Origin of the sequence: Rhodonellum psychrophilum GCM71 = DSM 17998 (assembly GCF_000381545.1) — a bacterium.
GTDB classification, from domain to species: Bacteria; Bacteroidota; Bacteroidia; order Cytophagales; family Cyclobacteriaceae; genus Rhodonellum; species Rhodonellum psychrophilum.
Genome location: NZ_KB906680.1, coordinates 1 through 24,798, shown reverse-complemented (window position 1 = coordinate 24,798; position 24,798 = coordinate 1). Strand labels below are relative to the sequence as shown.

The 24,798-nt window shown below is 41.2% G+C and carries 16 protein-coding genes; 12 read left to right on the top strand and 4 right to left on the bottom strand.

The annotated features are described in order from the left end of the window. Positions 1 to 163: 163 nt before the first annotated feature. The 3 genes from F824_RS0112945 (at position 164) to F824_RS28080 (ending at position 1,659) form a co-directional block, all read left to right on the top strand. Positions 164 to 970, top strand: coding sequence for a metallophosphoesterase family protein (locus tag F824_RS0112945; protein ID WP_019598326.1), 807 nt, complete (start codon positions 164 to 166; stop codon positions 968 to 970). A 385-nt stretch (positions 971 to 1,355) separates the two neighbouring features. Further along, positions 1,356 to 1,526: a hypothetical protein gene (locus F824_RS27515; RefSeq protein WP_019598324.1), complete on the top strand. Its 171-nt coding sequence runs from the start codon at positions 1,356 to 1,358 to the stop codon at positions 1,524 to 1,526. A 10-nt stretch (positions 1,527 to 1,536) separates the two neighbouring features. Beyond that, on the top strand, positions 1,537 to 1,659 hold the full coding sequence (locus F824_RS28080; RefSeq protein WP_262500765.1) for a hypothetical protein: 123 nt from the start codon (positions 1,537 to 1,539) through the stop codon (positions 1,657 to 1,659). Between the two features lie 1,377 nt (positions 1,660 to 3,036). On the opposite strand, the gene F824_RS0112910 is transcribed toward F824_RS28080, so the two are convergent. The 3 genes from F824_RS0112910 to F824_RS0112895 form a co-directional block, all read right to left on the bottom strand. Further along, a complete protein-coding gene (locus F824_RS0112910; protein ID WP_019598319.1) occupies positions 3,037 to 7,899 on the bottom strand; it encodes a sacsin N-terminal ATP-binding-like domain-containing protein in 4,863 nt (1,620 codons plus the stop codon). Between the two features lie 332 nt (positions 7,900 to 8,231). Then, on the bottom strand, positions 8,232 to 9,404 hold the full coding sequence (locus tag F824_RS0112900) for an IS91 family transposase (protein ID WP_019598317.1): 1,173 nt from the start codon (positions 9,402 to 9,404) through the stop codon (positions 8,232 to 8,234). Continuing rightward, positions 9,404 to 10,213 carry a tyrosine-type recombinase/integrase gene (locus tag F824_RS0112895; RefSeq protein ID WP_019598316.1) on the bottom strand — a complete coding sequence of 270 codons (810 nt, stop codon included), beginning with the start codon at positions 10,211 to 10,213 and terminating at the stop codon, positions 9,404 to 9,406. Before F824_RS0112895 ends, F824_RS0112900 begins: the two co-directional genes overlap by 1 nt. A gap of 453 nt (positions 10,214 to 10,666) precedes the next feature. On the opposite strand from F824_RS0112895, the gene F824_RS0112885 reads away from it, so the two are divergent. Next, a complete protein-coding gene (locus F824_RS0112885; protein WP_019598314.1) occupies positions 10,667 to 12,562 on the top strand; it encodes a sialate O-acetylesterase in 1,896 nt (631 codons plus the stop codon). A gap of 60 nt (positions 12,563 to 12,622) precedes the next feature. Here the strand turns inward: F824_RS0112885 and F824_RS0112880 are convergent, their stop codons facing one another. Further along, positions 12,623 to 13,408: a hypothetical protein gene (locus tag F824_RS0112880; RefSeq protein ID WP_019598313.1), complete on the bottom strand. Its 786-nt coding sequence runs from the start codon at positions 13,406 to 13,408 to the stop codon at positions 12,623 to 12,625. 520 nt (positions 13,409 to 13,928) lie between these two features. Between F824_RS0112880 and F824_RS0112875 the strand changes: the two genes are divergently transcribed. The 8 genes from F824_RS0112875 to F824_RS0112825 form a co-directional block, all read left to right on the top strand. Next, a complete protein-coding gene (locus F824_RS0112875) occupies positions 13,929 to 14,522 on the top strand; it encodes an RNA polymerase sigma factor (protein WP_022582335.1) in 594 nt (197 codons plus the stop codon). Positions 14,523 to 14,589: 67 nt separating this feature from the next. Further along, entirely contained in the window at positions 14,590 to 15,552 is a 963-nt protein-coding gene (locus F824_RS0112870; protein WP_019598311.1) for a FecR family protein, read from the top strand. A gap of 227 nt (positions 15,553 to 15,779) precedes the next feature. After that, positions 15,780 to 19,241 carry a SusC/RagA family TonB-linked outer membrane protein gene (locus F824_RS0112865; protein ID WP_019598310.1) on the top strand — a complete coding sequence of 1,154 codons (3,462 nt, stop codon included), beginning with the start codon at positions 15,780 to 15,782 and terminating at the stop codon, positions 19,239 to 19,241. Positions 19,242 to 19,274: 33 nt separating this feature from the next. Then, a complete protein-coding gene (locus F824_RS0112860; RefSeq protein WP_019598309.1) occupies positions 19,275 to 20,735 on the top strand; it encodes a SusD/RagB family nutrient-binding outer membrane lipoprotein in 1,461 nt (486 codons plus the stop codon). Positions 20,736 to 20,770: 35 nt separating this feature from the next. Beyond that, positions 20,771 to 21,214 (top strand): hypothetical protein, encoded by a 444-nt coding sequence (locus F824_RS0112855; protein ID WP_026333692.1) that lies wholly within the window; start codon positions 20,771 to 20,773, stop codon positions 21,212 to 21,214. Between the two features lie 134 nt (positions 21,215 to 21,348). After that, positions 21,349 to 22,524, top strand: coding sequence for a pyridoxal phosphate-dependent aminotransferase (locus F824_RS0112850; protein WP_026333691.1), 1,176 nt, complete (start codon positions 21,349 to 21,351; stop codon positions 22,522 to 22,524). 12 nt (positions 22,525 to 22,536) lie between these two features. Beyond that, positions 22,537 to 23,673 carry an AEC family transporter gene (locus F824_RS0112845; RefSeq protein ID WP_019598306.1) on the top strand — a complete coding sequence of 379 codons (1,137 nt, stop codon included), beginning with the start codon at positions 22,537 to 22,539 and terminating at the stop codon, positions 23,671 to 23,673. 866 nt (positions 23,674 to 24,539) lie between these two features. After that, the coding region (locus tag F824_RS0112825) for a transposase (RefSeq protein ID WP_019598302.1) at positions 24,540 to 24,798 on the top strand (259 nt) is incomplete at its 3' end.

Below are 24,798 nucleotides of genomic sequence, written 5' to 3'. Positions count from 1 at the left end.
CTAAATTTAGAATGGCAAAAGTTAACCAATAGCTTGGCAAGCTCAAGCATATGCAAAGTCTAAAATTCCTGATTTGGTTTTTAACTTTGCAAAGCCAGGGAATTTATCGATTCTCAATGCCTCCGACGGTTTCTAAATCAATGGACAAACATTCTTGAAAACCATGCAGCGAAGACCTTTTCTCAAAAACATCAGCTTGATTGCCACAGCCACTGCGGTAATCCCATTTCCCCTAATCGGCAAAACCATAACCAACATGGAGCCTATTCTGAAATTCATTGTCGCTTCCGATGGTCATTACGGCCAGCGGGAAACTGCTTTCGAAAGTAGCCACCAAAAGCTGATAGCTGCAATCCATCTGGAAGAAGGGGTGGATTTCGTGGTGTTTAATGGGGATCTGATACACGATGAACCCGCCTTTATGCCACAGGTCAAGAGGGTTTATGACTCCCTAAATGTGCCGTATTATCCGGTAAAAGGCAATCATGATCAGATTTCGGAGGAGGATTGGGAGGCGATCTGGGGAATTCCCGCGAACCATGCCTTTGTCCACGGCGATGCATTCGGTTTTGTCCTGGCCAACAGTTCCAATCAACAGGGGGAATATCTCTGCGTCGACACAATTTGGCTGAAAGAGCGTCTGGAGGCATTCAAGGGATTTTCCCATGTCTTTATTTTCATCCACATTTCCCAACGGGATTGGACCAAACATGGGATTGCTTGTGAAGAAGTTTTGGACTTGATTGGGAGTTATCCAAATGTACGTGCGACATTTCACGGCCATGACCATGATGTGGATGGCATCATGTACCACCTCAAAAAACCCTATTTATGGAGTGGACATTTTGGGGGAAGTTGGGGCTCTCCCCATCCCGGGTACCGGATCTGTACGCTTGGGGAAGACGGAAAAGTGACCACCCAGCTCAAATCCATGAAGGATGGTTCGGTACTGAGTACGCATGTTTTGTGAGGAAGGGGACTTGCTACATTTTAATGTGCAATAGGCTAAGCTTTTTTATTGCGTTGGCATGGCTGTTTTCAAAATCACTAAATGGTCCACTCAAATCCTGAAATCCCCACCAAAGGGAAGGATTATCCCTAAATAGTCTGATTTTCATTCAGTTGCAACGCTATTCAGAAGCCCAATGCATATTCCATCTAACTTAGTCAAGTTAGATGCCCTACGTTACTTTTCCGCTGTCTTAGAATTCGGGTTTAACCCGTTATATGCCTTACGAACTCAATTCAATATCATTATTCACTGATTTTCCTGCAGTTTCGATCTCATTCAGAAGCCCAATGCATAATTCGGGTTAAAATAGAATACATTTGTTTTCTATAAAAAAAAGAGAGACATGAAAGCATCAGCACCCTCGAAATTTGTATGGATTATTGGTCTTATTCTGGGCATTGCCGGAATCATCGGTCATTTCACGTCCATCGATTTTATCACGGCCAATAGTTTTAATCTGTTGTTGGCAGGTTTCATCCTCCTTGCATTGGGAACCTCCTTTAAGGGAATATAACTTGGAAATAATGAAACAAAAAATCTCCCTTGGTCGTGATCAAGGGAGATTTTTTTTTGTGCTGTGCATGGGGAGTACCTGGACGGTGAGCGTTCCTGATTTCCCGGATACTACCATGTGCCTGTATGCATAAAGCATTTGTGGGTTGACGGCTTGGAGTAGGGGGCCAAGGCTTGGCTTTGAATCACCAGGGGATGAACAAGAAAAAGGGGAGGAGGATATAGCCCAAAGTCCTATTCTGATTTCTACGATCACTTTGTTGCGTGTGAGAAAAAATGGGCATGTCGATGCTTTCTTATTCTCCCAAGTAGCCAGCTACATAGAACCCGAAATATGCATTAGTTGTAAATTCCCAATAGGGTTTAAACTGTAAAAAAATCAGCCTGTTTGGTGAAATAGAAAAGTGCTGAAAGGATGAAGTCCATTGCCAACCAAGAATGATGATGAAGCAATTGCAGGACGGAAATGATCTGGTCATGCATTCCACAGGTTTTTGCCGATTTATTTCAAAATCAAGAAGAGGAGAAGCCCATAAACCAGGATGGGCAGCGATACACAAATCCACACGGAAGAGGCAAAATAATTACTGCCATACCTATTGAAATAATTCAAAAATGAAACTGATTTGGCAAACAACCAGTCCGAGTACGTTTTAAAATCCCTGCAACCCACAAAGAATCCTATTGTGAAAATCACAAAAGCGATTTTCAAGTGATGGAAATTAAATATAATGTCTAATAGACACAGCCATGAAAAAGGAATTAATAAATAATATACTATAATATTGATTTCATTATATGTTAGCTTTGTCTTGTCCGCTATAAATGAAAGAAGTTTCGCTATTATTTTAAATATTTTATTGTTCATTTATAAGAGTAGTTTTACTTAAAATATATCAGCTCTCTGGAATTCAATAACAACATTGCTTTTAATTTGTCATTTTCTATTTGTCGATACTCATATGTTTCGTTGTTGCTTTTTATCCAAATATATTTTAGAACGCTAAATTTATCTGAATTTGTTAAGTAATTATTCTCTATGTGACTATTCATCGAATCTTCTATTTGAGTTGTTATTTCATAGGTCTCATTTTCTGATAATAAGTACCTTATTGTTTTTTTGTTTTCAGAATTAATATTAAAATGATTGAATCTGATATTTAATTCACCAGAAATCCATTCAGGTCCGTATTTATTTCTTAAACCTTGAGAAATTCCCCAAACCATAAATAGGAAGAATAGAACACCTAAAATAATTAAACTTATAAGAATTATCAGTATGACCCAAAAAGTATTCATTTGATTGTTGTAGTATTAAGTTGTTTTCTCATCTTTTTAATCTAACCGCCAACGTTTTGGCGCTTGGCGCAGTGGCGGATTACGGAGCACAAAACTGTCAATACACCACAAAAGTTGATGCAAGGTAGAATGTTCAATTAACCACTTAAGCCGCCATTGAGCCAAACGCCTGTTACAAGCTGGTGTTTTTTGATTTATTGGCAAAACTGAAATCATTTAAACTTAATTTTATAACTGTCATTTTCTACATGAAATTTTGAATTTTCCAAAAAACTCTCATTGTTTGTATAATCAAATATATTTCTTAAATATTTGAAATTAATATCATCAGATAAAAGATTAGTTATTAAAAGTATATCAAATGATTTTTCTATTGAATGTCCAACTTTAACCTCATTCATACTTATGTTAAATGAGTAGTTATTGGTGACAGAACTTTTTACTTCAACAAAACGTGTTTCAACTCCTTTTTTACATTCAAAGTCATAACCCAAGCCGTCTCTACCATTAGGAAATCCTGCCTTTATTGCATATTCTGAGACCCATTCAACGCTTTCAAATTCTTTCTTTAACAACTCAAAAGCATATTTTTCTCCTATAAAACCAATATTCTCATTTTTGTATTTTTTTGATTTTCCATTAAAAGATTGACCGCCTGAACTATTTCCATTACCAGATTTAACGGATTCTAGGACTTTTGTTGGGTCATAATAATCCATTGTTAAATCATTATTTTTTACTTGCTCTTCAATGAAATCAAATAAATCGTTTACATTATTGTTAGAAAAAGAAACTGAGGTATTCGCAATATTAATTTTCAGTTCGGTATGGTCTTCGGTTAGATTATTGAATTTTTGAATTAAATCTGTTTTTATGTTCTCTACCTCATTAAAATATAAAGCATTCCTGAATGAAAGTTCATATTTATTATCATTGAAAATAGTATCATTAAAATTTGGTAGTAATCTCAAGTCAGATTCTAATGTCTTGATGTTTTTACTATATATTGCCTCTAAATCAACTTTTAATATATCCTCAATAGCATTATAATTTATACCTTTAAAACTTTGTGAAATTGCTAATTTATGAGCCTTTTTGACATCAAAATTGATTGAATTACTTACTTTAAAGGAATTGAATTTAGATACCTGTTCCCATTTTTCTATAAAACCATTTGATTGCTTTTTGTTGTATAAGAAGGTAGCGTATTTTTCTGAAAAAACCTTGTGATATGTGTATAGTTGATTCTGTAAATAACTTTCAAAATTTAAAATCTTATAGCCAAATGAATTAAAGTCAGCTAAATCAATTTTTATATATTGGAATATTTTTTGGATATGTAAGAAGTTTTTACGGTCAGAAAGATTGTTGTAATCCAACTTTCTAAATATTTCAAAAAAAACATCTTTATGCAATTTTATAAATAACTTATCGTGAATAAAATCAATATTTAAATCTGTTTCAGATTTAATTTTTATTTTTTTTAAATCCAACAACAGCTTCCAAAATCTTTGTTCAGATGATAAAACTCCTTCAAACTTTCCTATGATTTCTTTTTCAATAGTTTCATAATCTTCAAACTCTCTTTTTAAAAGATGAATCCAGTTGGCAGGACTTTCACCTAATAATAAAATAAAATCTTTTCTATTTTCTGTTACTTTTAATGCACCACAGATGATGTCAGCAATTGTTTCCTTAAATCTATAATCCTTTTTTAATTCTTGATAATTTGCATTATCACTGTCTAATTTAACATAGAAGATTTTTGAAACTTCATCTTGTATATATTCATATTTGTTTAGGGATAAATCATTGTCAACATCATTTAAACGGTACCTTACTTCAAGACTATATGCCATAATAATCTTGATGTTTTTTATTGCAGATAATTCAAATTCCAATTGTGTTTTTTTCAATCCTTTTTGAAAACGGTATGCAAATAAATGAGGTTTCATTTCATTTAATTCTCCAACAAAAGCTTCATTGAGCTTATGGTTTAATTCTACATTTTTCTGAACATTAAATTTTATATAATCTAATGGCTGTACACCAAATAAACTATTAATTCTTTGGTTTCCTGAACGGTGTGGTAACTTGGAAACTTTCAATTTTTTTAATAAATCCTGACTGAAATTGGGATTATCAACATAGGTTACTTCACTTATGGGAGCAAAGCTGTTCTTACCTTCAAAATAGGCGTAAATCTTACCTGTTTCGATATATTTTCTCCTTTCGATGCTGTCTTCTATAACCTCTCTGTTTTTGGTAGCTTCTATAATAGCCATATAAAAACTTTGAATATTGCTAGTTGCTTCTGAAAAATGTGTATTGTGTTGGTTTAATAATTTATAAAGTGATTGAATAGTTAAATCTTTCAAACTGTCTTTTAATCCAATTCTTTTTAAAAAATAATTGATTTGCTCTTCATCAATATTATTGTGAATAAATGGTATTGCTGTATAATTTATTTTAGGTGTTTTGACTAATGGACTTAAATTATTGCTGTCTAATAAACAATTGTTTGGTGTTGATTTTTCGCCATTTTCAACAGGAATAAAAGCTGTTTTTTGAAGGATGAAAAAGATATACGATTTAATATATGATTTTGGTATGTAACGGTAATACTGCTTTTTAGGATATGCAAATCGAAAATCACTTAAACCAAATTCTTGGTTTGTAACTAATGAGTTAATCAGCTCAATATCTTTTAAGAACCAAGTTAATAAACTTTCAAAAGTTGCCCCGCTAACTATTTCATTAAAATGCTCATACCATAAAACATTGCATTTAAAATCCCAACAGTTTTTCATTTCTGCAATGTTTTCTATTTTTTCATTATACCCTTGCGTTGTGAAAGGATATCTTATTGATTGTATAATAAACTTTAAATAATCATCATTGCTGAAAGATTGTGATTTTATTTCTTTTATTTCTTTCTTTGGAAAATCAGCAATACCAAGCCATTTCAAATATTTTTCAATAGAATGATTTGACATTAAAATTTCTGATTCTTTCTGTTCTTCAAATAAACCATTTTGTTCTAAAGAACCCACAAAAACATCTTTATTAACCTCTTTTAGCAAATCTTCCATTAAATACCCTAAAGCATATTCTTTACCAAAATATAATTTGTTTGCTTCTTTTAATTCATTATTTCTTGTGAATAGATATGGAGAAGTTAATGTTACTGGAAAAGTGTTTTTAGCATCTGTGTTGTCATCTAATGAGTTATAAATACTAAATAAAGCTTTGTGCATTTCTTGAATTGCATTGACCTTGTCTTTTTTACCTGCTCTAACAATTTCATTTGTGCTTGAAATAATTTTTTGAACCACAACATTCATCGCATATTCTGCTACATTGTATAGATTTAGTTTTTCAATTACTTGACGTGGAGGAATATTACCAAATCGAGTTCTAATTCTTCTGTACAAATCTTGATTTAAAAATTGTAATTTAATGCCTTTAGGAAGTTTATAGGTTACTTCTTTTGGTGGTACAATTACAGTATCAAAGCTTTTGATTTTTTTATTTTCCGAATTTATAAGTAGAAATGGCAACGCTGGATTTTTACTATTGTAAATATCTTTCGTTTTTTCGCAAACCAAATAAATCCAATCAACACGTTGTCTTTCTGTTAAATAATTACTGTCAACAATTTGATTGATTTTACTGGTAAACTCGTTGTCTGGATATTTTAAATTAATCTTTAACGTTGATAAATAGTAGATAATCTCTTTATCGAAAGTTGCTTGCAAAAGCGTATTAAATAGCGAGTACGCTTTTTTAGGAATGCTATTATGTATAGGCACTTCATAAAACTTTATGTTTTCTGAAAGCTTTAGATATTTGTTGTTAATAGAAGGAAAAATAGATGTATCTGCAATAGAAACATCTATAGCTTTATTAAAATTCCAAGGTGCGTTGTTTAAGCTGCTATTATTTGTAATCGATGGAATAATAAGTTTTAATGCTTCATAATTACATCTATTTTCTTTGGTAAGCTTAATAGAACAATCCACTAACAACATTGCTAATTTGTCTAACAACATTTTATTAAATCCGTTTTCGTCTTCAATTAGCTGATTTCTATTTCCAGTTAATTCAAAGGAACCGTGAGCCAATACTGGATAAGGAAAATCTACATCGGTTCTGAAATAAGAAAAGAGTTTTTGAATTGATGGTTTACTATTAGGATTGTATGCGATTTTTAATTCATAATTTTTGGTGACTTCATTGTTTGTAAGTTTTCCTTTTTCTTCAGAAGTAAACCACAAACAACTGTCATTATTTTGATCGTCTAAAAAGTCTGTTTTGGTAATCAGTATACCATTATCAGTAGTTTCTTTTTTTAATAGAAAATGATGTTCATCAGTTTGTACTTCAATTTCTTCAAGCTTGTTTAAAAAGATTAATATTTCTGGAATAATATCTTTCTCAATTTGGTCTTTTATGTCTTGATTGATACCTTCTTTTAAGCTTAATTCTATTACTGTATCATAATCGGTTTCTTTTTTATGACTGGTATCTTCTTCTAAATAAGGGCAACGCAAAAGAGAAATTGAAAAAGACTTTTTTGTTTTACGCTTTAAAACTGTTTGAATTTCTGAGTTTTCTGCTATTAACCCATCCAGAAATTCTCTAGCGTGTTGTTTTGAAAATTTTAAATGCAGGTCATAACTGGCAATATAAATTTCTTCGGACCAGTTAAGTACTGAACGGAAACCAAGCCCTTTTTGACCTACCTTGTTTTCTTCCATTACTTTAGGGCTCAAATCACTATAGATTAGTGATTCTACGCCACCAATTGAAAATGGGTTTCCATTGTTAGCAATTAACAATGTGTTATTCTCTAATATTATTTTAACTTTTTTAGGTTTAAAAGTATCGCTTTCGTCATTTGCATTTTGAATCATTTCCAGCAATTGACGACCGTTGTATTCATCAATGATTTTATTTTCATTGTTGAAATGTTCCACAATAAGCAATGGGTCTTTGATATAAATATCCCTTCTTTTAGCAATTAAATCTAAAATATCCTGATTGGCAATTGTTTGAATATATTCTTTTTCCATTTTTAGTCAACCTATTTTAGGACGGGGCAGTCTTTACACTTGCTTGTAACGTAAAGTGTTTTAAACGCAATTCAGGCAAAAAAATAACTATTTTATTCGATAATCCAAAATTGCGGTTAAAACATAGTTGGACGGAGCCTCCGGGATTATGGGCATTTATTTGCCTTGGTTTTGGACGAAGATGACGGAAAATTCCTTGGGGACGTTCTTTTTTGTTGTGTTTGACATGCTTTTGGACACTTGTTGATTGTTTTTGGGCATACCTTTTCCTCGCAGCGCCCTGCCTTGGTTGTTTGCTTCAAGATGTCAAAGAACTTTCAACCTTATCCTTTTCAGGGTATTCCATTATCTGGTTGTGGTTTTCCAAAACCCATTGTTCCTTTACCGCAGCAGGTACATCTGAAGATATTTTCATCCAAAAGCTTTCTGAGAACTTCATACGTCGTTAGCCCTTCATAGTGAGAGACCTGTCTTTTTTGGTTTAAAAGACAATGGCAATCATTCATTTTGGTCCTGCTGTTGGCTGGTGCCAATATACCGAAGTACCTGATTTTGTAAAACCCGTTTGGTAGTATGTGTTGCATAAATCGTCTGATGAATTCCCCGCAGGGCAGCTCCATGACCTTGTGCCGGTTGTCACGGTAGTCTTTCCATCTGAAGCTAACGGTTTTCCCGTCTGTATCCAGTATCCTGCTGTTGCTGATGGCGACCCTATGTGTGTACCTGCCAAGATAGCTGACGACTTGGTTTGCTCCCCGGAAAGTTTTTTTGATATGTATGTGCCAGTATTTTTCATATGCCAAACAATTAAGTTTCTTCGGGTTTGCATACAGTGCCGACTGTTTTTGCGGGATGTTGAGTGAACCTGCCGCAATCGCTTTCCTGAGCCTGTCCATGAAAACACCTCTGAAGATTTTCGATATGGCCTTTACCGGAACAAAGAATTTTCGGTTTGCCTTTACCCATTCCATTCCATCTGGATCCAGTCCGCCCGCAGGTACAAGCATGTGGATATGGGGATGGTAATTCAGGGATTGTCCCCAAGTGTGCAATACGGAAAGGCAGCCCGTTTCAGCACCGAGAAATTCCGGATTTGCTGCTGCCTTTTTCATTGTCTGGGCCGAAGATGAGAAAAGCATGTCGTAACATTCCCGCTGGTTGATGTAAAATATGCTGTTGAGAAACTCCGGGACTGTGAAAACGATATGGAAGTATCTCACGGGCAACAGTCTTGCCTTGAGTTTCTCCACCCAGACTACCTGTTTGACATATTGGCATTTGGGACAGTGGCGGTTTCTACAGCTGTTATAGCAGGTCTTTTTGTGTTCGCAGTTGTCACAGACCAGCGTGTGGCTCCCCATTTTGGAGGTCCTGCATCCGATGATGGCTTCATATGCCTTGATCTGGTCCACACAAAGCTTGTTATGGGAAAAGAAGGCATTTTTGTTCAAAAGAAGGATATCCGAAAGCTCTGCGCCTGAATTCCGGGCATTGACGGCTTCCATTACAGGTTGTCCAGAGGACTTTTGATCTGGGAAGGCTCAATATGGCTCACGTGAAGATATACAGTGGTAGTCTTGAGAGAGGTGTGCCCCATCAGCTGCTGAATCATCCTCAGGTTGGTTCCCTGCTCCAGCAGGTGGGTGGCAAAGGAGTGTCTCAGGCTGTGAAACGACACGTCCTTGGTGATGCCGGCACGTTTGGTCGCCTGTTTGAAAACTGTCTGGACAGTTCGATGGCTAATCGGTTCCCCACGTTTGGCTCCTTCAAAGAGATAGTTTCTGGGATGAAACTCCCTGTAATAGTCCCTGAGTTCTTTCAGGACCCTGTTGGACAAAAGCGTGAATCTGTCTTTGCTGCCTTTTCCGTACCTTACCTTAAGTTGCATCCTTGCTGCATCAATATCTGGGAAACGGATGTTGGTGACTTCATTGAGTCTGAGTCCGGCGGAATATGTAAGTGAGAAAATACAGTAATGTTTCCGGTTTTGGGTAAGGCTGAGGATCCGGGTCAGCTCTTCCCTTGAAAGGATATTGGGAAGCTTTTTCTCTCTTTTAGGTCTTTTGATACTTATGTTATCCCATTCCCTGCCCAACACTCCTAAAAAAAGTATTTTTAAAGCACTGATGAGTTGGTTGACTGAGGAAACGGACAGTTTTTGGTTATAGTAGGAATGGTGGATGAAATCCTTGATCTGCTGAGTTTCCAACAGCTCGGGAGACTGCCTGAAATGCAGTGCGAGACGTGAGATGGATTCGGTGTAGTTCCGGATGGTTCTTGCAGCATAGTTTCTGATCTGCATCTCTTCCACCATCCTTTGGCGAAGGCTTTTTTTTCCATGATTGAAAGGAATTTAGATTAAACATGCTATAAAAATAACCCATCTGTCTAAAAATCAGAAGGATAAAGATAAAAATCATAACTAACTGCCGAAATAACTACCGACGCAGGAGGTTTTGTTCAACAGTTTGATTCCCGCCATTATGGCGTAAGGCATGCCATTTGCCATACATGCCACCAAAACTCCCCCTTATTTTTCACCTATCTAAAAGTATAACTAATTCCTAAATATCCAAATACGCATTTAATCATTTAATTTTGACAGGCACCTCAATTGGAATCAGGGCAAGATATACTTTAATCCGGTTCTGAAATGTCACAATTTTAGCTTTTACCTCGTACTTCTTTCCCCAAACACGCATAAACTTGACAATTGAAAACCGAAAGTCTATCTTTCATTCCGTTTTCAAACCTCTTACTTCCTAACATGAAAAACTTCCTTTTTTTCGCAATGCTGTTGCTCTTGACTGCCTCATGTAAAGACGATGAACCTTTGACCGAGGTATTTCTCCCGAAGATTTTTGGGGACCAAATGGTCTTGCAGCGGGAGCAGCCGATCCGGATTTGGGGGGAGGGCATTCCTGGGAAAAAGGTCTTGGTCAAATTTAAAGGTCAGGAAAAGGAAACCAAAATTGACAAAGTGGGGAAATGGCTGGTGGAACTGGATCCACTGCCTGCCGGTGGTCCCTATGAACTGGAAGTCAATGGAAAGAAATTCTATGATCTACAAGTGGGTGAGGTCTGGCTCGCAGGCGGCCAATCCAATATGGAATGGGTGCTGAGTGCCGGTGTGGAAGGATTGTCCCAGGAAATAGCCGACAGCGATTATCCCTTGATTCGGTTCTTCAAAATCCCGCATGATTATGATGCCAAGCATAAATTTGACGTGCGGGGCGGGGAATGGAAAACCGCGGACGCGAACAATATCCTGAAATTTTCGGCCATCGCCTGGTTCTTTGCCAAGCAAAACCACCTCGAAAAAGGGATTCCCATTGGGATCATCGAAAGCAACTGGGGGGGAACTCCTGCGGAAGGATGGCTTGCGGCGGAGAAATTGACGGAATTGCCGGCATACCAAGAAAAAGCCAAGGACGTGATCAGCCGGGCGGATTACTGGAAGCAGGAGGTCATTGACAACAAGCTCAGGGAATTGAAAAGAAATGAATTGGTGGCCGCTCCTGAAAATGGTGAGATCCAAGGGGTGGCAAATCTTGCCTACAATGACAGTGCCTGGTCCACGGTAAAGCTTCCACAGGACAATCCCTTTCGGGATATCGCCTGGTTCAGGAAAAAATTCACCGTCAATCAGACCGAAAATGTAAAACTGAACCTGGGCGATATCCAGCAGATGGCCTATGTGTATCTGAATGGGATGCGCCTTTTCTACAAGGATTGGGGCGACCAGGTGAATGAAATGATCATCCCCGCAGGGATGCTGAAGAAGGGGGAGAATCTGATGGCCATCAGGATCATCAATACATGGGACAACAGCCCCGTTTTGGGAAAGGAGAAGCAGTTTTATCTGAAAACCGAAGGCAAAACCATCTCCCTGGAGGGGGATTGGAAATACAACAATAGGGTAGAAGAAGCCATCCCCATCGTGGAAAGCCACCACTATCAGCCCGGCTTTATGTACAATGCCATGCTAGCGCCCATCCTCAACTATCCCATCAAAGGGGTGATCTGGTACCAAGGTGAAAGCAATGCGGATCAGCACGAACACTATCAGGAATTGTTTTCGGCATTGATCACGCAATGGAGACAGGCTTGGGGCATTGGGGATTTCCCCTTCCTTTTTGTCCAGTTGGCCAATTGGCAGGAAAGAAAGGAAGTCCAGCCGGAATCCAACTGGGCATTTTTGCGTGAGGCCCAAACCAATACCCTGGCGCTTCCCAATACCGGGATGGCCGTGACCATCGATGTGGGAAATGCCGAAGACATTCATCCCAGAAACAAAAAAGATGTCGGCCACAGACTTTGGTTGGCGGCCAAGAAAGTGGCCTATGGGGAAGAGTTGCTTTTTTCGGGACCAAAGCTCAAAAATGCCGATTTTGGTACCGATAAGGTCAGGCTCGAGTTTGAGTATTGCGGAGAGGGCTTGAAGCTCAGGTCAGGGGATGCCGTGTTGGGATTTATTCTGGCCGGGGAAGATGGCGTTTTTTATCCCGCCAAAGGAAAGCTCATTGCGCCCAATCAAGTGGAAGTTTCGCATGCAAGCGTCAAATCTCCCCTTGAAATCCGGTATGCCTGGGCGGATAATCCCGAAGTGAATCTGTACAACAGCGGTGATTTGCCCGCAATTCCTTTCAGGGTGAGGAAGTAGCGGCAGCGGAAAGGGGGATAAACGGTTCTGCCCTAAACGCTGCAAAATATCTCGACAAGCTCAATACCTGCTTTCCCAAAGGCCCAGAGGAATGACGATGCCAATGCGTAGGATGGGTCTTTCCATTACATGAGAAATTCCCCTGTTGGAGACATTTACCTTACGGTCCACTTCAGCGCCCCGGGAATCATCCACTCTTGATTTTCCTGAACGTGAGCTGTTTCTTTCGTAGCGAAACAACATCAGGTTGGCATTCACCGCTAAGGATGGGTTGATGAGATAAATCAATCCAACCTCTGCGTTGCCATAAAGGACAAGCTCCTTGAATTCCCGGTTTAGGATGACATTGGATTCTCCGGTAAAATTGACATTGGCTGTATTTTCAAAACAGTTCTGGCAGTTCGTGTCTTTCAATATGCTTTGTTTTCCCCTTCCTTGCTCCAAATTGGCCAGGACAGTTGCTGTTAAGTAAAAATTTGGACTCACTTCAAAAAATTTTGTGAGGAAAGGCCCCATTCCAAAAAGTTTGTTTTCCAGGTTATAATTGTACGTGCTGGTAATTCCAGAAGGCTCATTGTCAGGATAGATGGCAGTTTCTTTTTGATTGTAGGATCGAAAAGTAACATTGAATCCAATGAACATTTCTCCAAAAATCCTCATGCCCAAACTGTTTCTCCATTCCAGACTCTGGCTTTGGTAGGGGTTTTCAAGGATTTTAGCTTTGTCCGTTGGAAAGGAAGGGGAAAATTCGGAGATAAAAATCCATCTCGAATGGTATTCCTGTGCGTCTGCCGTATGGGTCAATAGCGCTAAGCAAAATATTGAACCCAACAAAAATTTTTTCATACTAAAAGGTGATTTCCTTAATCAATAGGCAAAGATAAGACCAAAAAAATAAAATGATCCTATCCAAATCCCTACAAGCCGAAATATGCATTGGGTTTTCCAATTGGCTTGGAACTGCAAGAAGATCAGACCCTTGTAAGAACAAGTCGCATTACTGATATGGTGAAGCCATGAACAGTGTTTAACGGATTGATTATGAGTGAATTCCAGTCTGGAATAAGAAGGGCAGTGCACCACACGGATTCCTAGCCACGAGGAATGTATCTTTTTGGGAAAATGAATGTGGATGCCTGTCTTAAATAGGCAGCGCATTCTTTCAACTGAAAATCTGATTAGGTTTAAAAATAAACCAGTATTATTAAAAAAAGTGTAAATAATCTAAAATATGGTTTTAATATTGACAATGAATTTTTAAATTGTTGCATAATTTATAAAATATGGTTTTAAAAATAAGCAATACCTTAAATACCCTGCCATTTAAAATTTCGACGAGGCCTATTGGAAAACTTTACCTATTCAGATGATGTCAAATTTAGAACAAAGTGATGAATCCTTGGTGGAGAGGGTGAAAAACGGAGATGAATCCGCCTTTGAGATCATTTATGATCGATATTGGAAGAAACTTTTCAATTATGGTTACCAAAGATCGGGAAAACGAGAAGTGGTGGAAGGGATGGTTCAGGAGGTTTTTATTGATTTTTGGGCAAAACGAAAGGAGTTGAATATCCATACCTCCCTGGCCTCTTATTTTTTTACGGCGATCAAGTACAAAGTCATCAACCACCACAAAGCCCAGTCTGTAAGGGAAAAATTTGCCTCGGCAGAGAAGTCCAAAGGAGAAAAAAATGTGTCCCATGTGGAAGAGCGGGTTTTTTACAAGGACTTGAAATCCTGTATCAAGAAAGTGGTCACCCACTTCCCTACACAAAGAAAAAGAGTATATGAATTGAGGTTCAATGGCGGCTTGAGTTACAATGAAATTGCGGCGAACATGGAGATTTCTGTAAGCACGGTGGAGAAACACATGATCAAAGCATTGAAAGAGATTCGCGAACAATTGACAAAGTATTCCTTTTCATTTCTGGTCCTTACGGGGGATTTGATATTATTTTGAAAATTTTCGGTTTTGCGATGGAGGATTATTCCGTCATAAGTGACTTATAAGATAGAAGACAAAAGCAATGAAGGAAAATCCTCTCCATTTATTTCATGAACCACTGGATCTCCAGTCGGAAACTTTCGAGACCACAGAAATGGGTGTCGATGGTGAGGGGATTGATGGGGGAACTTTGTTTACCGATTCGATTTCGGAGGCGGAGTTGGTTTCCCTGAGGAATAAAATGTTTGGGGCAATCACCGTTCAAAAAAACCTTGCCGAAGCAAAATCCAGGAAAAAACATCTGATTCTCTCTTATCTGAGGGTTGCGGCGGTTTTTGGTCTTGTGGCGGTGTATTCTTATTTGTTTTGGACAGCGCGGCAACCGGATTTCATTTCTTATGAAACACAGCCCGGGGAAGTGGCCCGGTTCGAATTGCCGGATGGAACGAAGATTACCCTGAATGGAAATTCCAAATTGTCTTATGCCAATTCCCACTGGACAACCTTTGACCGCAAGGTACAAATGGAAGGAGAGGCCTACTTCGAAGTGGCCAAGACCAGTGATCCACAAAGGTTTCATATCAATGAGGGGGATCCATTTGCGGTGGAAGTGTTTGGAACCACTTTCAACATGAAAAACATGCAGGATCTCTTTGCCGTGGGGCTGATCGAGGGAAGTGTCAAAATCAATCTGAATAAAGAGGGGATTGGGCATGAAGAAGCTTATTTCCTTGAACCCGGAGAGTTGGCGAAATTTGATGGGAATTCCCGGAAATTGACCGTGGAACCCCACAAAAACCTTGACCGGATTTCAGCTTGGAAAGAGGGGAAACTGAAGCTAAAAGAGGATGACCTGCAAGAAGTCTTGGCGATCATCGGGGAAATCTACGGATTGGAAGTGGTGCTGGCTTCAAATGAATTGGATCTGAAAAAAGTAACGGGAACACTTCCCATTGGCTCAGATTTCCATGAGATGGCGGCAAACCTTTCCATTCTTTTCGATAAACAGATTGCCTATAAAGAGCATACCCTAACAATCTATTGAATACCGGAAACTGTTTGGCCAGACAGTGATTTACCTCCCAAAATAATTCTGTAAAAGTAAAATGTGCTTGCAATGGTGTCCAAAAGAGACCAGCTTGAAAAATACTGCCTAAACCCAGTATTGGAAAAGCAGCAAAGCGCCGAGATGAGATTGAATTAGGATTAAGAATGATTGACAATAGCCCAAAGGAAGCACAATGAATCATTCAACCACTAATCAAGCGATCTATGTTCAACAAATTTACAAATTATGTATTGGTTGCGCTGCTCCTGGGAATCACAGTTCCCCAAAAAGCGGAGGCACAATCAGGAACGGAATTGGCAAAGGGTCCAGTAAATCTCAAAGGACTGGGCAATACCTCCCTGGACGGGGCATTGCAAAAATTGGAAGAAACCTTTAAGGTTTCCATTGCCTATTCGTCTGATTTGACGGAACAGGTAGCCGCAAGAGCATTTGAAGCCAATTCGAAGCTCAGTTTGGAACAAAACCTGGACCGCCTGCTCAAGGGATCCAATTTGACCTATACCAAAGGAACCGGCAATTTTTATATGCTGGTCAAGAACGAAACGCAGCGCCCATTCTCTACTTCCACAAGCCTCAGTGCTAAAACCGCCCGAACCTATAAAGAGGAAAAGGAAATCAAGGGAATGGTGCTGGATGAAACGGGAGAGCCGATTCCCGGCGCCAGTATCCTGATCAAAGGAACGCTTAAGGGAACCGTTACCGATATGGAAGGGAAATTTGCCTTGGCAATCGACAGCAAAGCGACCGAAACTGTTCTGGTCGTTTCCTTTATCGGTTTCAATACCAAGGAAATGAAAGTGGGTGCGGAATCGGTGATGAACATCCAACTCCAATCCGTTGACATTGGGTTGAGTGAAATCGTGGTCACCGCATTTGGCTTGGAAAGGGACAAAAAAGCCCTGGGCTACACGGTTCAAAGCGTGGATGGAAATGCATTGAGTGAAGCCAGACAAGGCAATATTGCCAATAACCTTTCGGGTAGAATCGCTGGGGTTCAGATCACGGGAAACTCCATGCCGGGTAGTGGCGCCCACATCGTCATCAGGGGAGCTTCTTCGGTCGCGGGAAACAACCAGCCCTTGGTCGTCGTGGATGGCGTGCCCTTGGAACAATCCGCCTCCCGGCAATATGGGAATGGATTGTCTGAAATTAATGCGGACAATATCAAGGAAATCAACGTGTTGAAAGGAGCGACCGCAGCGGCGCTTTATGGCTCGAGGGCTGCAAACGGCGTGATCATGGTGACGACCAAGGATGGTTCGGGAACAAAGGGATTGGGGGTGGAATTCAATACCAACATGACTTTTGACAGACCATTGGTCGAGCCGGGATTCCAAAATGTCTATGGTGGCGGTGCCGGTTACCGGACATGGTATGTGGACGGAAGAAATGGATTTGACGCCAATGGTGTTCGGGGAACAGCCGGAGTGGATGAAAGCTGGGGTGCTCCCATGGATGGGAGAATGGTCCCTCTTTGGTATTCCGCCCCTGGCCTCGTGGCGCTCACACCACAGCCCGGCAACTGGGATGATTTCTGGGAAACAGGCAGGAGCGTGAGCAACAACATTGCGATCTCCGCTGGAAATGAGCAGGGCAATTTCAGATTGTCCATCGGGCGCTTGGATCAGCAGAGCATCATGTTTAACAATGATTATTATCGAAACAACTTCAAACTCAACACGGGGTATAAATTTACCCCGGACTTGCAGGTCACGGTCAGTGCGGAGTATGTGAAATCAGGCTCAGAAAATAGACGGTTTGCGAGCAGTCAGGACTTCATTTGGTCACACCGGCATACGGATTTTACCAAATTGAAAGATTGGAGAGATTATTATGAAATCCAATCCCAGACTTTTCGGCCAGGGGATGATTATCCCTATGCCAACTGGCAGCATGAGTATTTCAGCAATCCCTACTTTTTGCAGGAAAAATACACCAATGGGAATGAGAAGGACAGATTGGTCGGCAGCATCGCGCTGAATTATCGGCTGAATGACAATTTCAGTGTCTTGGTTCGTTCGGGAACAGATTTTTGGTCAGACACAAGATTGAATGTCACCGGGGTCGAGTTCACCAAAAACAACGTGAAAAGATTCGGCTCTTATCAGGAAATCGTTTTCAGGAGTCAGGAAACCAACAATGATGTCATCCTGACTTTTGACAAGGATTTTTCAGACCGCCTTTCTTTAAAGGTTCAGGCAGGTGGAATCAACCGCACCAATTACAACAAAACGAATCAGGTAAATGTGGGCGAACTCACCATTGATGGTCTCTACAACTTGGGCAATTATGCAAGTCCAGTGACGCCAAGCAGTGTGATCCGAAAGCAGGTGGTGAACAGCTTGTTTGCCTCGGCACAGTTTGGATTCAACAATTATCTCTTTGTCGATGTCACCGGTCGAAATGATTGGTCCAGTACACTGCCCATTGCTGCCAATTCTTTCTTTTACCCCTCTGTTTCTTTGAGTGCTGTGCTGACAGACATGTTTGATTTCAAAAGCAATGTCTTGTCTTTCGCCAAAATCAGGGGGAGTTGGGCACAAGTGGGAAATGATGCCGATCCCTATGTCCTCAACCAGGTGTACCAATCCAGGGGGTTGTGGGCAGGATCCATTCCCACCTATTCCGAATCCAAGGCGATTGCCAATAGGAATCTGAAGCCTGAAATCACGACAGGAAAAGAAATCGGATTGGATCTTCGGTTTTTGAAAGGAAGACTGGGATTGGATTTCACCTATTATCACCAAGCGACCGTCAACCAAATCTTGGCCGTGTCCATTTCCACAGCATCCGGATATGCCAGTCAGATCCTCAATGCAGGAAAGATCACCAATCAAGGGGTGGAGTTGATGCTCAGCGGCAGACCCATCGTCTCCCGTACCGGCCTGAACTGGGACATGAATTTCAATTTTTCCAGGAACCGGAACCTAGTCGTCGAACTGGCGGAAGGACTTGAGAACTACATTCTGGGCACACAAAACAGTCTCACCTCTGAAGCCCGAGTGGGCCAACCCTATGGCACCCTTTACGGAAGAAGATATTTACGCGCTCCGGAAGGACAAATCGTGTATCGGAATGGATTGCCTGTGTTGGAAGATGGCACTTTTGCGATCGGCAATATCCAACCCGATTGGATCGGCGGTTTTTCAAATACTTTTTCTTACAAGGGACTTTCCGTCGGAACCCTTATAGATGTCAAAATGGGGGGTGACATTTTCGATGTGGGAACCGGTTTGGCAAGGAAAACAGGGATGTACCAAGAAACGGCCATCGGTAGGGAAGAAGGAATCATCGGTCAGGGAGTGGTCAATGTGGGTTCCGCAGAATCGCCTGTCTATGTGCCCAATGATGTCATCGTGGAAGCATCGACTTTCTGGAATGCCCAGAATCCAAGGACCTTTCATGAAGCAGGGATTTTCGATGGCACTTATGTGAAATTCAGGGAACTGACATTGGGGTACAATTTTCCAAAGAGCATCATCGGTACCCGATTTATCCAGTCGCTGAAAGTATCCGTGGTCGGAAGGAACTTGGCCATTCTGTACAAAAACCATCCCCACATGGATCCTGAAGTGGATATGAAAGGTGGGAATGCCCAAGGATTTGCTTATGGGGAAATGCCTTCGACAAGAAATGTCGGTTTCAATCTCAATCTCACTTTCTAAAATCCCGGTCTTCAACCTTAAAAGAAATTCAATATGAAAGCAATACGTTTACAAGCCATTCTGCTGCTGAGCCTTTCCTTGGTTTTTGCGCAGTCCTGTACGGAGGATTTTGAGGAAATCAATACAGATCCAAACAATCCCATTGCCATTTCACCGGCGCTTTTGCTGCCCTATGCGATTCAAACCTCGGTAGATCGGTACTGGGGACACAGCACCCGGTATGAAAGATTGAACATCGATGGAGCGATGTGTTGGATCCAGCACCTTTCCCGAAACATCTACATCAATGTCGAGGGGGACAGCTATGAAATTCCGCTCACGATCTCCACAGCCACCTGGAACAACATTTACAATGAATCCCTGGTCAATTTTGAGAGTGTATTGAGGCTTTCTTCACCGGAGGGACCCTTTCCCAATTCCAATTACACGGGAGTTGCCCTGACGATGAAGGCCTTTTCCTTTGCGTTTTTGACCGATGTATTTGGACCGATTCCCTACAGCCAAGCGCTCAAGGGAACAGCAGCCGTACCGATCAATTCTCCTGAATATGATGGGATGGAAGTGATTTATGCGGGATTGCTGGAAGAGCTGAAAATTGCCAATGAAAAGTTGGTGGTTGGTGGTCCTTCCATCTCCGGAGACATCCTTTTCAAAGGGGATATCCTGCGTTGGAAGAAATTCGCAAACTCACTCAGGCTCCGCTTGGCCAACCATCAAGCGGCAAAAAAACCTGCAGAATCCAGGGCGATTATGCGTGAAATTTTGGCAGACCCTGCGACTTATCCGGTTTTTACGGGGAACAATGACTTTGCACAGCTTCTGCACGTGGATGTGATTGGCAGTCGGAATAAAATGTTCGACGTGTTTTCCACCCGTTCGGATTGGAACATGAGCAGAACTTTGATCGACAAGCTTGTTGCGCTGAAAGACGATCGGATCAAGGTGTATGCCCAACCCATCGATGACGGCAGCTATGCTGGACTTCCCAACGGACTTACCGATGCAGCAGCTGGAGATTTCAATGTTTCCCGGATCGGTACCAAATTTTTGAGTCCGACGGCCCCAAGCATCTTGATGACCTATTCTGAATTGCTCTTTATCCAGGCAGAAGCGGCCCTGGATGGAGATATCATGGGTGACCCCGTCCTGCTTTTGGAAGCAGCGATCAAAGCTTCATTTGAACAGCATGGTCTTGCTTTCCCAAGTGATTATATGAGTAGAATCGGGACGGTGGACAAAGAAACCATCATGACGCAAAAATGGCTCGCCCTGTTCGGTCAGGGAGTGGAAGCCTGGACGGAATACCGAAGGACAGGTTTTCCCATCATGCCGCCAGCCCATCCCAATGCAGTCTTCAGCAACGACGGGATTCTTCCCACAAGGATAGAATATCCTACCGCCGAGTATTCACTCAACCGTGACAATCTTGAGGAAGGCCTTCGCAAACTTGGTGGAGATGACAACATGAGATCACCACTCTGGTGGAAAGAATAAAAACTACTGCATCTACAATCTAAATGCTAAAAACCATGAAAAAATCAATAGTTCAACTTTCGTTCACCTTGATCGCTTCGGCCTTTCTGCTTCTGCAATCTTGTGTAGAGGCCGATGGATTGGCTACTCCAAATGTAGCTTCACCGGTTTTGGTTCTCCTTCAAGGTTCCACTTTCCCTTCTACGGCCAGAGTAGAGGTGACTTCCACGGTTTTGGAATTGGACAAAACCAATATCCTTGACCATACCAAAGGAATTGATTCCATTCCGGTTTCCAATTTGGTCCTTCGGGTATTTATCAATGCAACCAATGAGGTCGGAACGGTGACCACAGGGTCCGATGGCAAGGCTTCGCTTTCGGTTTCCTGGGCAGATTTGGGATTGACCGCAGCGCGTTCGGGCAGTCAGGTTCGGCTTGAATTTGCCGGCATGCACAAAAATCTATCCTTTCGGAAATACCACACCGTCCGGGTGCAATGAATATATCTTTCTAAGAATTCCCAATTCAGTTTATACCCCAAATAGATTGTTGGCAGTGCTTTCGGGCATTGTCGACAATTAAAAATTCAAAAAAATCAAAAATAAAAATCAAAACACTTCAACCAAAAACCATCATGATCAAGAAAATCAACAGAAGAGATTGGCTAAAATCGGGTCTTCTCGCAGCAGGAAGTATCGCCCTCACGCCAGCCATGGCCATGTCAAAAGGAGTAAAGAATTCATCGCCCCTTTTGAATGCCAGCAGTATCATGAAAGAGAACTTCCCCAATTTCAAAATGGAGGAGGCCAGAATCATGGCGAGGCTTTCTGCAAATGAAAACCCTTATGGACCGGCGCCTGCAGTAGTGAAGGCCATTTCGCAATCCGTGGCTTTGGGGAATAGATATGGACATGGAGATGCAGCCACTTTGATCGCCATGATCGCGGAAAAAGAAGGCGTGACACCTGAGCACATCATGCTGGGACCCGGTTCTTCGGATCTTCTTGAAAAAACCGCTTTTGTCCGGTTCAAGGACGGGGGAAACATCGTGTCTGCAGATCCTTCCTATATGTCCCTGATCAATACCGCCAAATCCCTTGGGGCTTCCTGGAAGCCGGTAAAGCTGACCACAGATTATGCTCATGACTTGGATGCCATGGAAAAAGCCGTGGATTCGGAAACCAACCTGGTCTACGTCTGCAATCCGAACAACCCGACCGGTTCCATCACAGATCCCGTGAAACTGAAAGCTTTTTGTGTCAAAGTATCGGCAAAAACCCCTGTTTTTGTGGACGAAGCCTATTTGGAATTTCTGGACAAACCCGAAAATCATTCGATGGTGGGCTTGGTCGCCGAGGGCAAAGATGTGATTGTCGCCAGGACGTTCAGCAAAGTCCATGGAATGGCTGGGTTGAGAATAGGGTATATCGTCGCGCAACCTGAAAGATTGAAGTCCATCACCAGTTTGGTGCGCAGCACAATGGGCTTGTGCGTGACTTCCATACGCGGAGCCATCGCCAGCATGAAAGAGGAGCGTTTTTTGGCGGATTGCAGGAATTTAAATTCCGAATGCAGGGACTATGTTTTGGGAGAAATAACGGCTTTGGGGTATGAAAGCATTCCTTCCTCTACCAGTTTCATGATCTTCCCGATCAAGATGGAAGGCCAAAAATTCATGAAAGGGATGTATGATGGGGGAGTGGCTATCCGGGTGTTTAACATTGACGATAAACCTTGGTGCAGGGTGAGCATGGGGACCATGTCTGAAATGGAATTGTTTGTACAAACCTTTAAATCCGTCACTGTCTAAACTTATTTTACTATGGGTATTGCACTTCAGAAAACCATATCATTGCTTTTATTGATTTTAATAGGTGTGTTTCTTAAAAACAAGCTGATAAAAGAAGATCATAAAAAGGGCCTCAAGACCATCATTCTGGACATCGCATTGCCAGCGATGATTTTTGTGGCCCTGCTGAAAATCGAAATCAATTCAGATTTGCTTATTCTTCCTGTGTTGGCCTTGGTTTTCAATGTGTTGATGCTATTGGTGACCCGATATGTGATGCCCTTTTTCGGAGTGGAAGCAGCGACACCTGCCATGAGGACTTTGATGATGCTGTTGCCATCATTGGCCCCAGGCCTGTCCTGCTTCCCTTTCCTGGTGGAATACTTGGGCGATGATGTGCTTGCTTGGGGAGCTTTGGCAGATATCGGGAACAAAATCTTTGTTCTGATTTTGGCTTATCTTCTTGCGATGCATTGGTTTTACAAAAGCCATGGATTGGCAAATCGCTCAAACGGGCAGAAAATAAAGGAGCTTTTGATTGCAATGGTCAAGGAACCGATCAACATGGTCATGATCATCGCCATTCTCTTGCTGAGTTTTGGTTTGAATTTGGAAAAGCTGCCCGTCTTTCTTAGCGAAAGCATTGTGATGATGAAGAACATGATGACACCCTTGGTGCTCTTGTTTATCGGAGTGGCGGTGATTTTCAAGTGGGATCAATTGCGGTTGATCACATCCTTGTTGACTTTCAGGGCCGGGATTACCTTTCTTCTGAGTGGAATATTTATCCTATTGGTGCCTTTGCCCAGCGAAGCGGCGATCTTACTGGCAGTGGTGTTTCCTCAAAGTGCCTGCAGTTTCTGGCCCTTTGCACACATGTCGGCTGTCAGGACCATGGAAAAAGCCAATCCGGCTTTGGAAAACAAGCCTACATTTGATTTGGAATTGGGCATCAATGTTTTGGCCGTATCGATGCCATTCAGCATCCTGTTGATTTTGGGGGTGTTTACTTCCGGTAGTTATTTCACCAATCCCTATCATGTGTTGATCTTGGGCGGTATTTTGACAATCGGGGCAGCATTGCCAAGGATTCTTCAGTGGATCAAAACCCCTGAATTTTCCTTTATCCCTTTTGAAAAGAAGGAACTGAAGGACAGCTCCGCAGATTGATTTTCAATATTCCACAAGGATTGAACCCGAAATATGGGATCCGTTTCCAAATGGGATCGAAACTGCAAGAAAATCAGATTATTGGGAGACTGTTTCCTGACTCCAAAAGGCTGAAGTCAAAAACAATCAACAGCCAATTGAACATCAGTTAATTATACTGTTGAATGGAGTTCGGAATGCATAAAACGGTTTAAACCTGAAATATGCATTCGGTTTCCAAATGGGTGTTGAATTTTAAAGGCAAAAAAATCAGACTGTTTGTTGAATAAAACGAAGGGCCAATGTGGTGATTCAAAAACAGTAGGCAAAGACTGATTGGGTTGTTTTCTGGCTCGAATAGAAATGGATGGGAATACATATCACGGGTTAAAACAAGAAAATTTTATAGGTTCTAAATAGGTTTTTAAGAATGATGCCCTGGCTTTGTCAGGGTTTCTTTTTTTTAAACCCGAATTCCAATACAGCCGAAAAGTAGCGGAATGCAGCTAATTTGAGGAAAGTTAGATGGGAAATGCATTCGGTTTTCTGAAGGAGTTGAAACTGCAAGAAAATCAGCCTATTTGGAAAATAAGGCCTGATCCTACTCCGCCAATAAACCAATGGTCCTTTCGAAAAACCTGAACAACACAGAATTTCAGATTTCTCCCGTCTCCCGTCTTCCACCTTCCGTCTTCCGTCTTCATTTTCGGTCTCCCGTCTCCCGTCTTCCGTCCCTCTTCCAACTTCCGTCTTCCGTCTTCATTTTCGGTCTCCCGTCTCCCGTCCCTTTCCCTCCTTCCGTCTTCCGTCGTCAGTCTTCATTTTGATAGTGCCTGAAATACGCTGACCGTTAAACCGTGATAAATTTTAACCAAATCAGTAGAAAGATGGCGAATAGAAATCAGTTTAAGATGAGCATAGCCCAGCGTCGAGTCCGTAATTTCAGTGAATCCTTTAAGATTGAAAAAGTCCGGGAATTGGAGTCAGGGGTCGTCAGAATTTGCGAACTTGTCAGGGAATATGAAATCACAGACAGCACCGTCAGAAGGTGGCGGGCAAAATATGGCAAGATGAAAAAGAAAGCGGAAAGACTTATCGTTGAAACAGACAGTGATACCAAAAAGCTTCTTGAACTCCAAAAGCAGG

Excerpts from the sequence above, each read along its gene's own strand:
- F824_RS0112945 (WP_019598326.1), top strand. The coding sequence starts at position 164 with ATGCAGCGAAGACCTTTTCTCAAAAACATCAGCTTGATTGCCACAGCC.
- F824_RS27515 (WP_019598324.1), top strand. The coding sequence starts at position 1,356 with ATGAAAGCATCAGCACCCTCGAAATTTGTATGGATTATTGGTCTTATT.
- F824_RS28080 (WP_262500765.1), top strand. The coding sequence starts at position 1,537 with ATGAAACAAAAAATCTCCCTTGGTCGTGATCAAGGGAGATTTTTTTTT.
- F824_RS0112910 (WP_019598319.1), bottom strand. The coding sequence starts at position 7,899 with ATGGAAAAAGAATATATTCAAACAATTGCCAATCAGGATATTTTAGAT.
- F824_RS0112900 (WP_019598317.1), bottom strand. The coding sequence starts at position 9,404 with ATGGAAGCCGTCAATGCCCGGAATTCAGGCGCAGAGCTTTCGGATATC.
- F824_RS0112895 (WP_019598316.1), bottom strand. The coding sequence starts at position 10,213 with ATGGTGGAAGAGATGCAGATCAGAAACTATGCTGCAAGAACCATCCGG.
- F824_RS0112885 (WP_019598314.1), top strand. The coding sequence starts at position 10,667 with ATGAAAAACTTCCTTTTTTTCGCAATGCTGTTGCTCTTGACTGCCTCA.
- F824_RS0112880 (WP_019598313.1), bottom strand. The coding sequence starts at position 13,408 with ATGAAAAAATTTTTGTTGGGTTCAATATTTTGCTTAGCGCTATTGACC.
- F824_RS0112875 (WP_022582335.1), top strand. The coding sequence starts at position 13,929 with ATGATGTCAAATTTAGAACAAAGTGATGAATCCTTGGTGGAGAGGGTG.
- F824_RS0112870 (WP_019598311.1), top strand. The coding sequence starts at position 14,590 with ATGAAGGAAAATCCTCTCCATTTATTTCATGAACCACTGGATCTCCAG.
- F824_RS0112865 (WP_019598310.1), top strand. The coding sequence starts at position 15,780 with ATGTTCAACAAATTTACAAATTATGTATTGGTTGCGCTGCTCCTGGGA.
- F824_RS0112860 (WP_019598309.1), top strand. The coding sequence starts at position 19,275 with ATGAAAGCAATACGTTTACAAGCCATTCTGCTGCTGAGCCTTTCCTTG.
- F824_RS0112855 (WP_026333692.1), top strand. The coding sequence starts at position 20,771 with ATGAAAAAATCAATAGTTCAACTTTCGTTCACCTTGATCGCTTCGGCC.
- F824_RS0112850 (WP_026333691.1), top strand. The coding sequence starts at position 21,349 with ATGATCAAGAAAATCAACAGAAGAGATTGGCTAAAATCGGGTCTTCTC.
- F824_RS0112845 (WP_019598306.1), top strand. The coding sequence starts at position 22,537 with ATGGGTATTGCACTTCAGAAAACCATATCATTGCTTTTATTGATTTTA.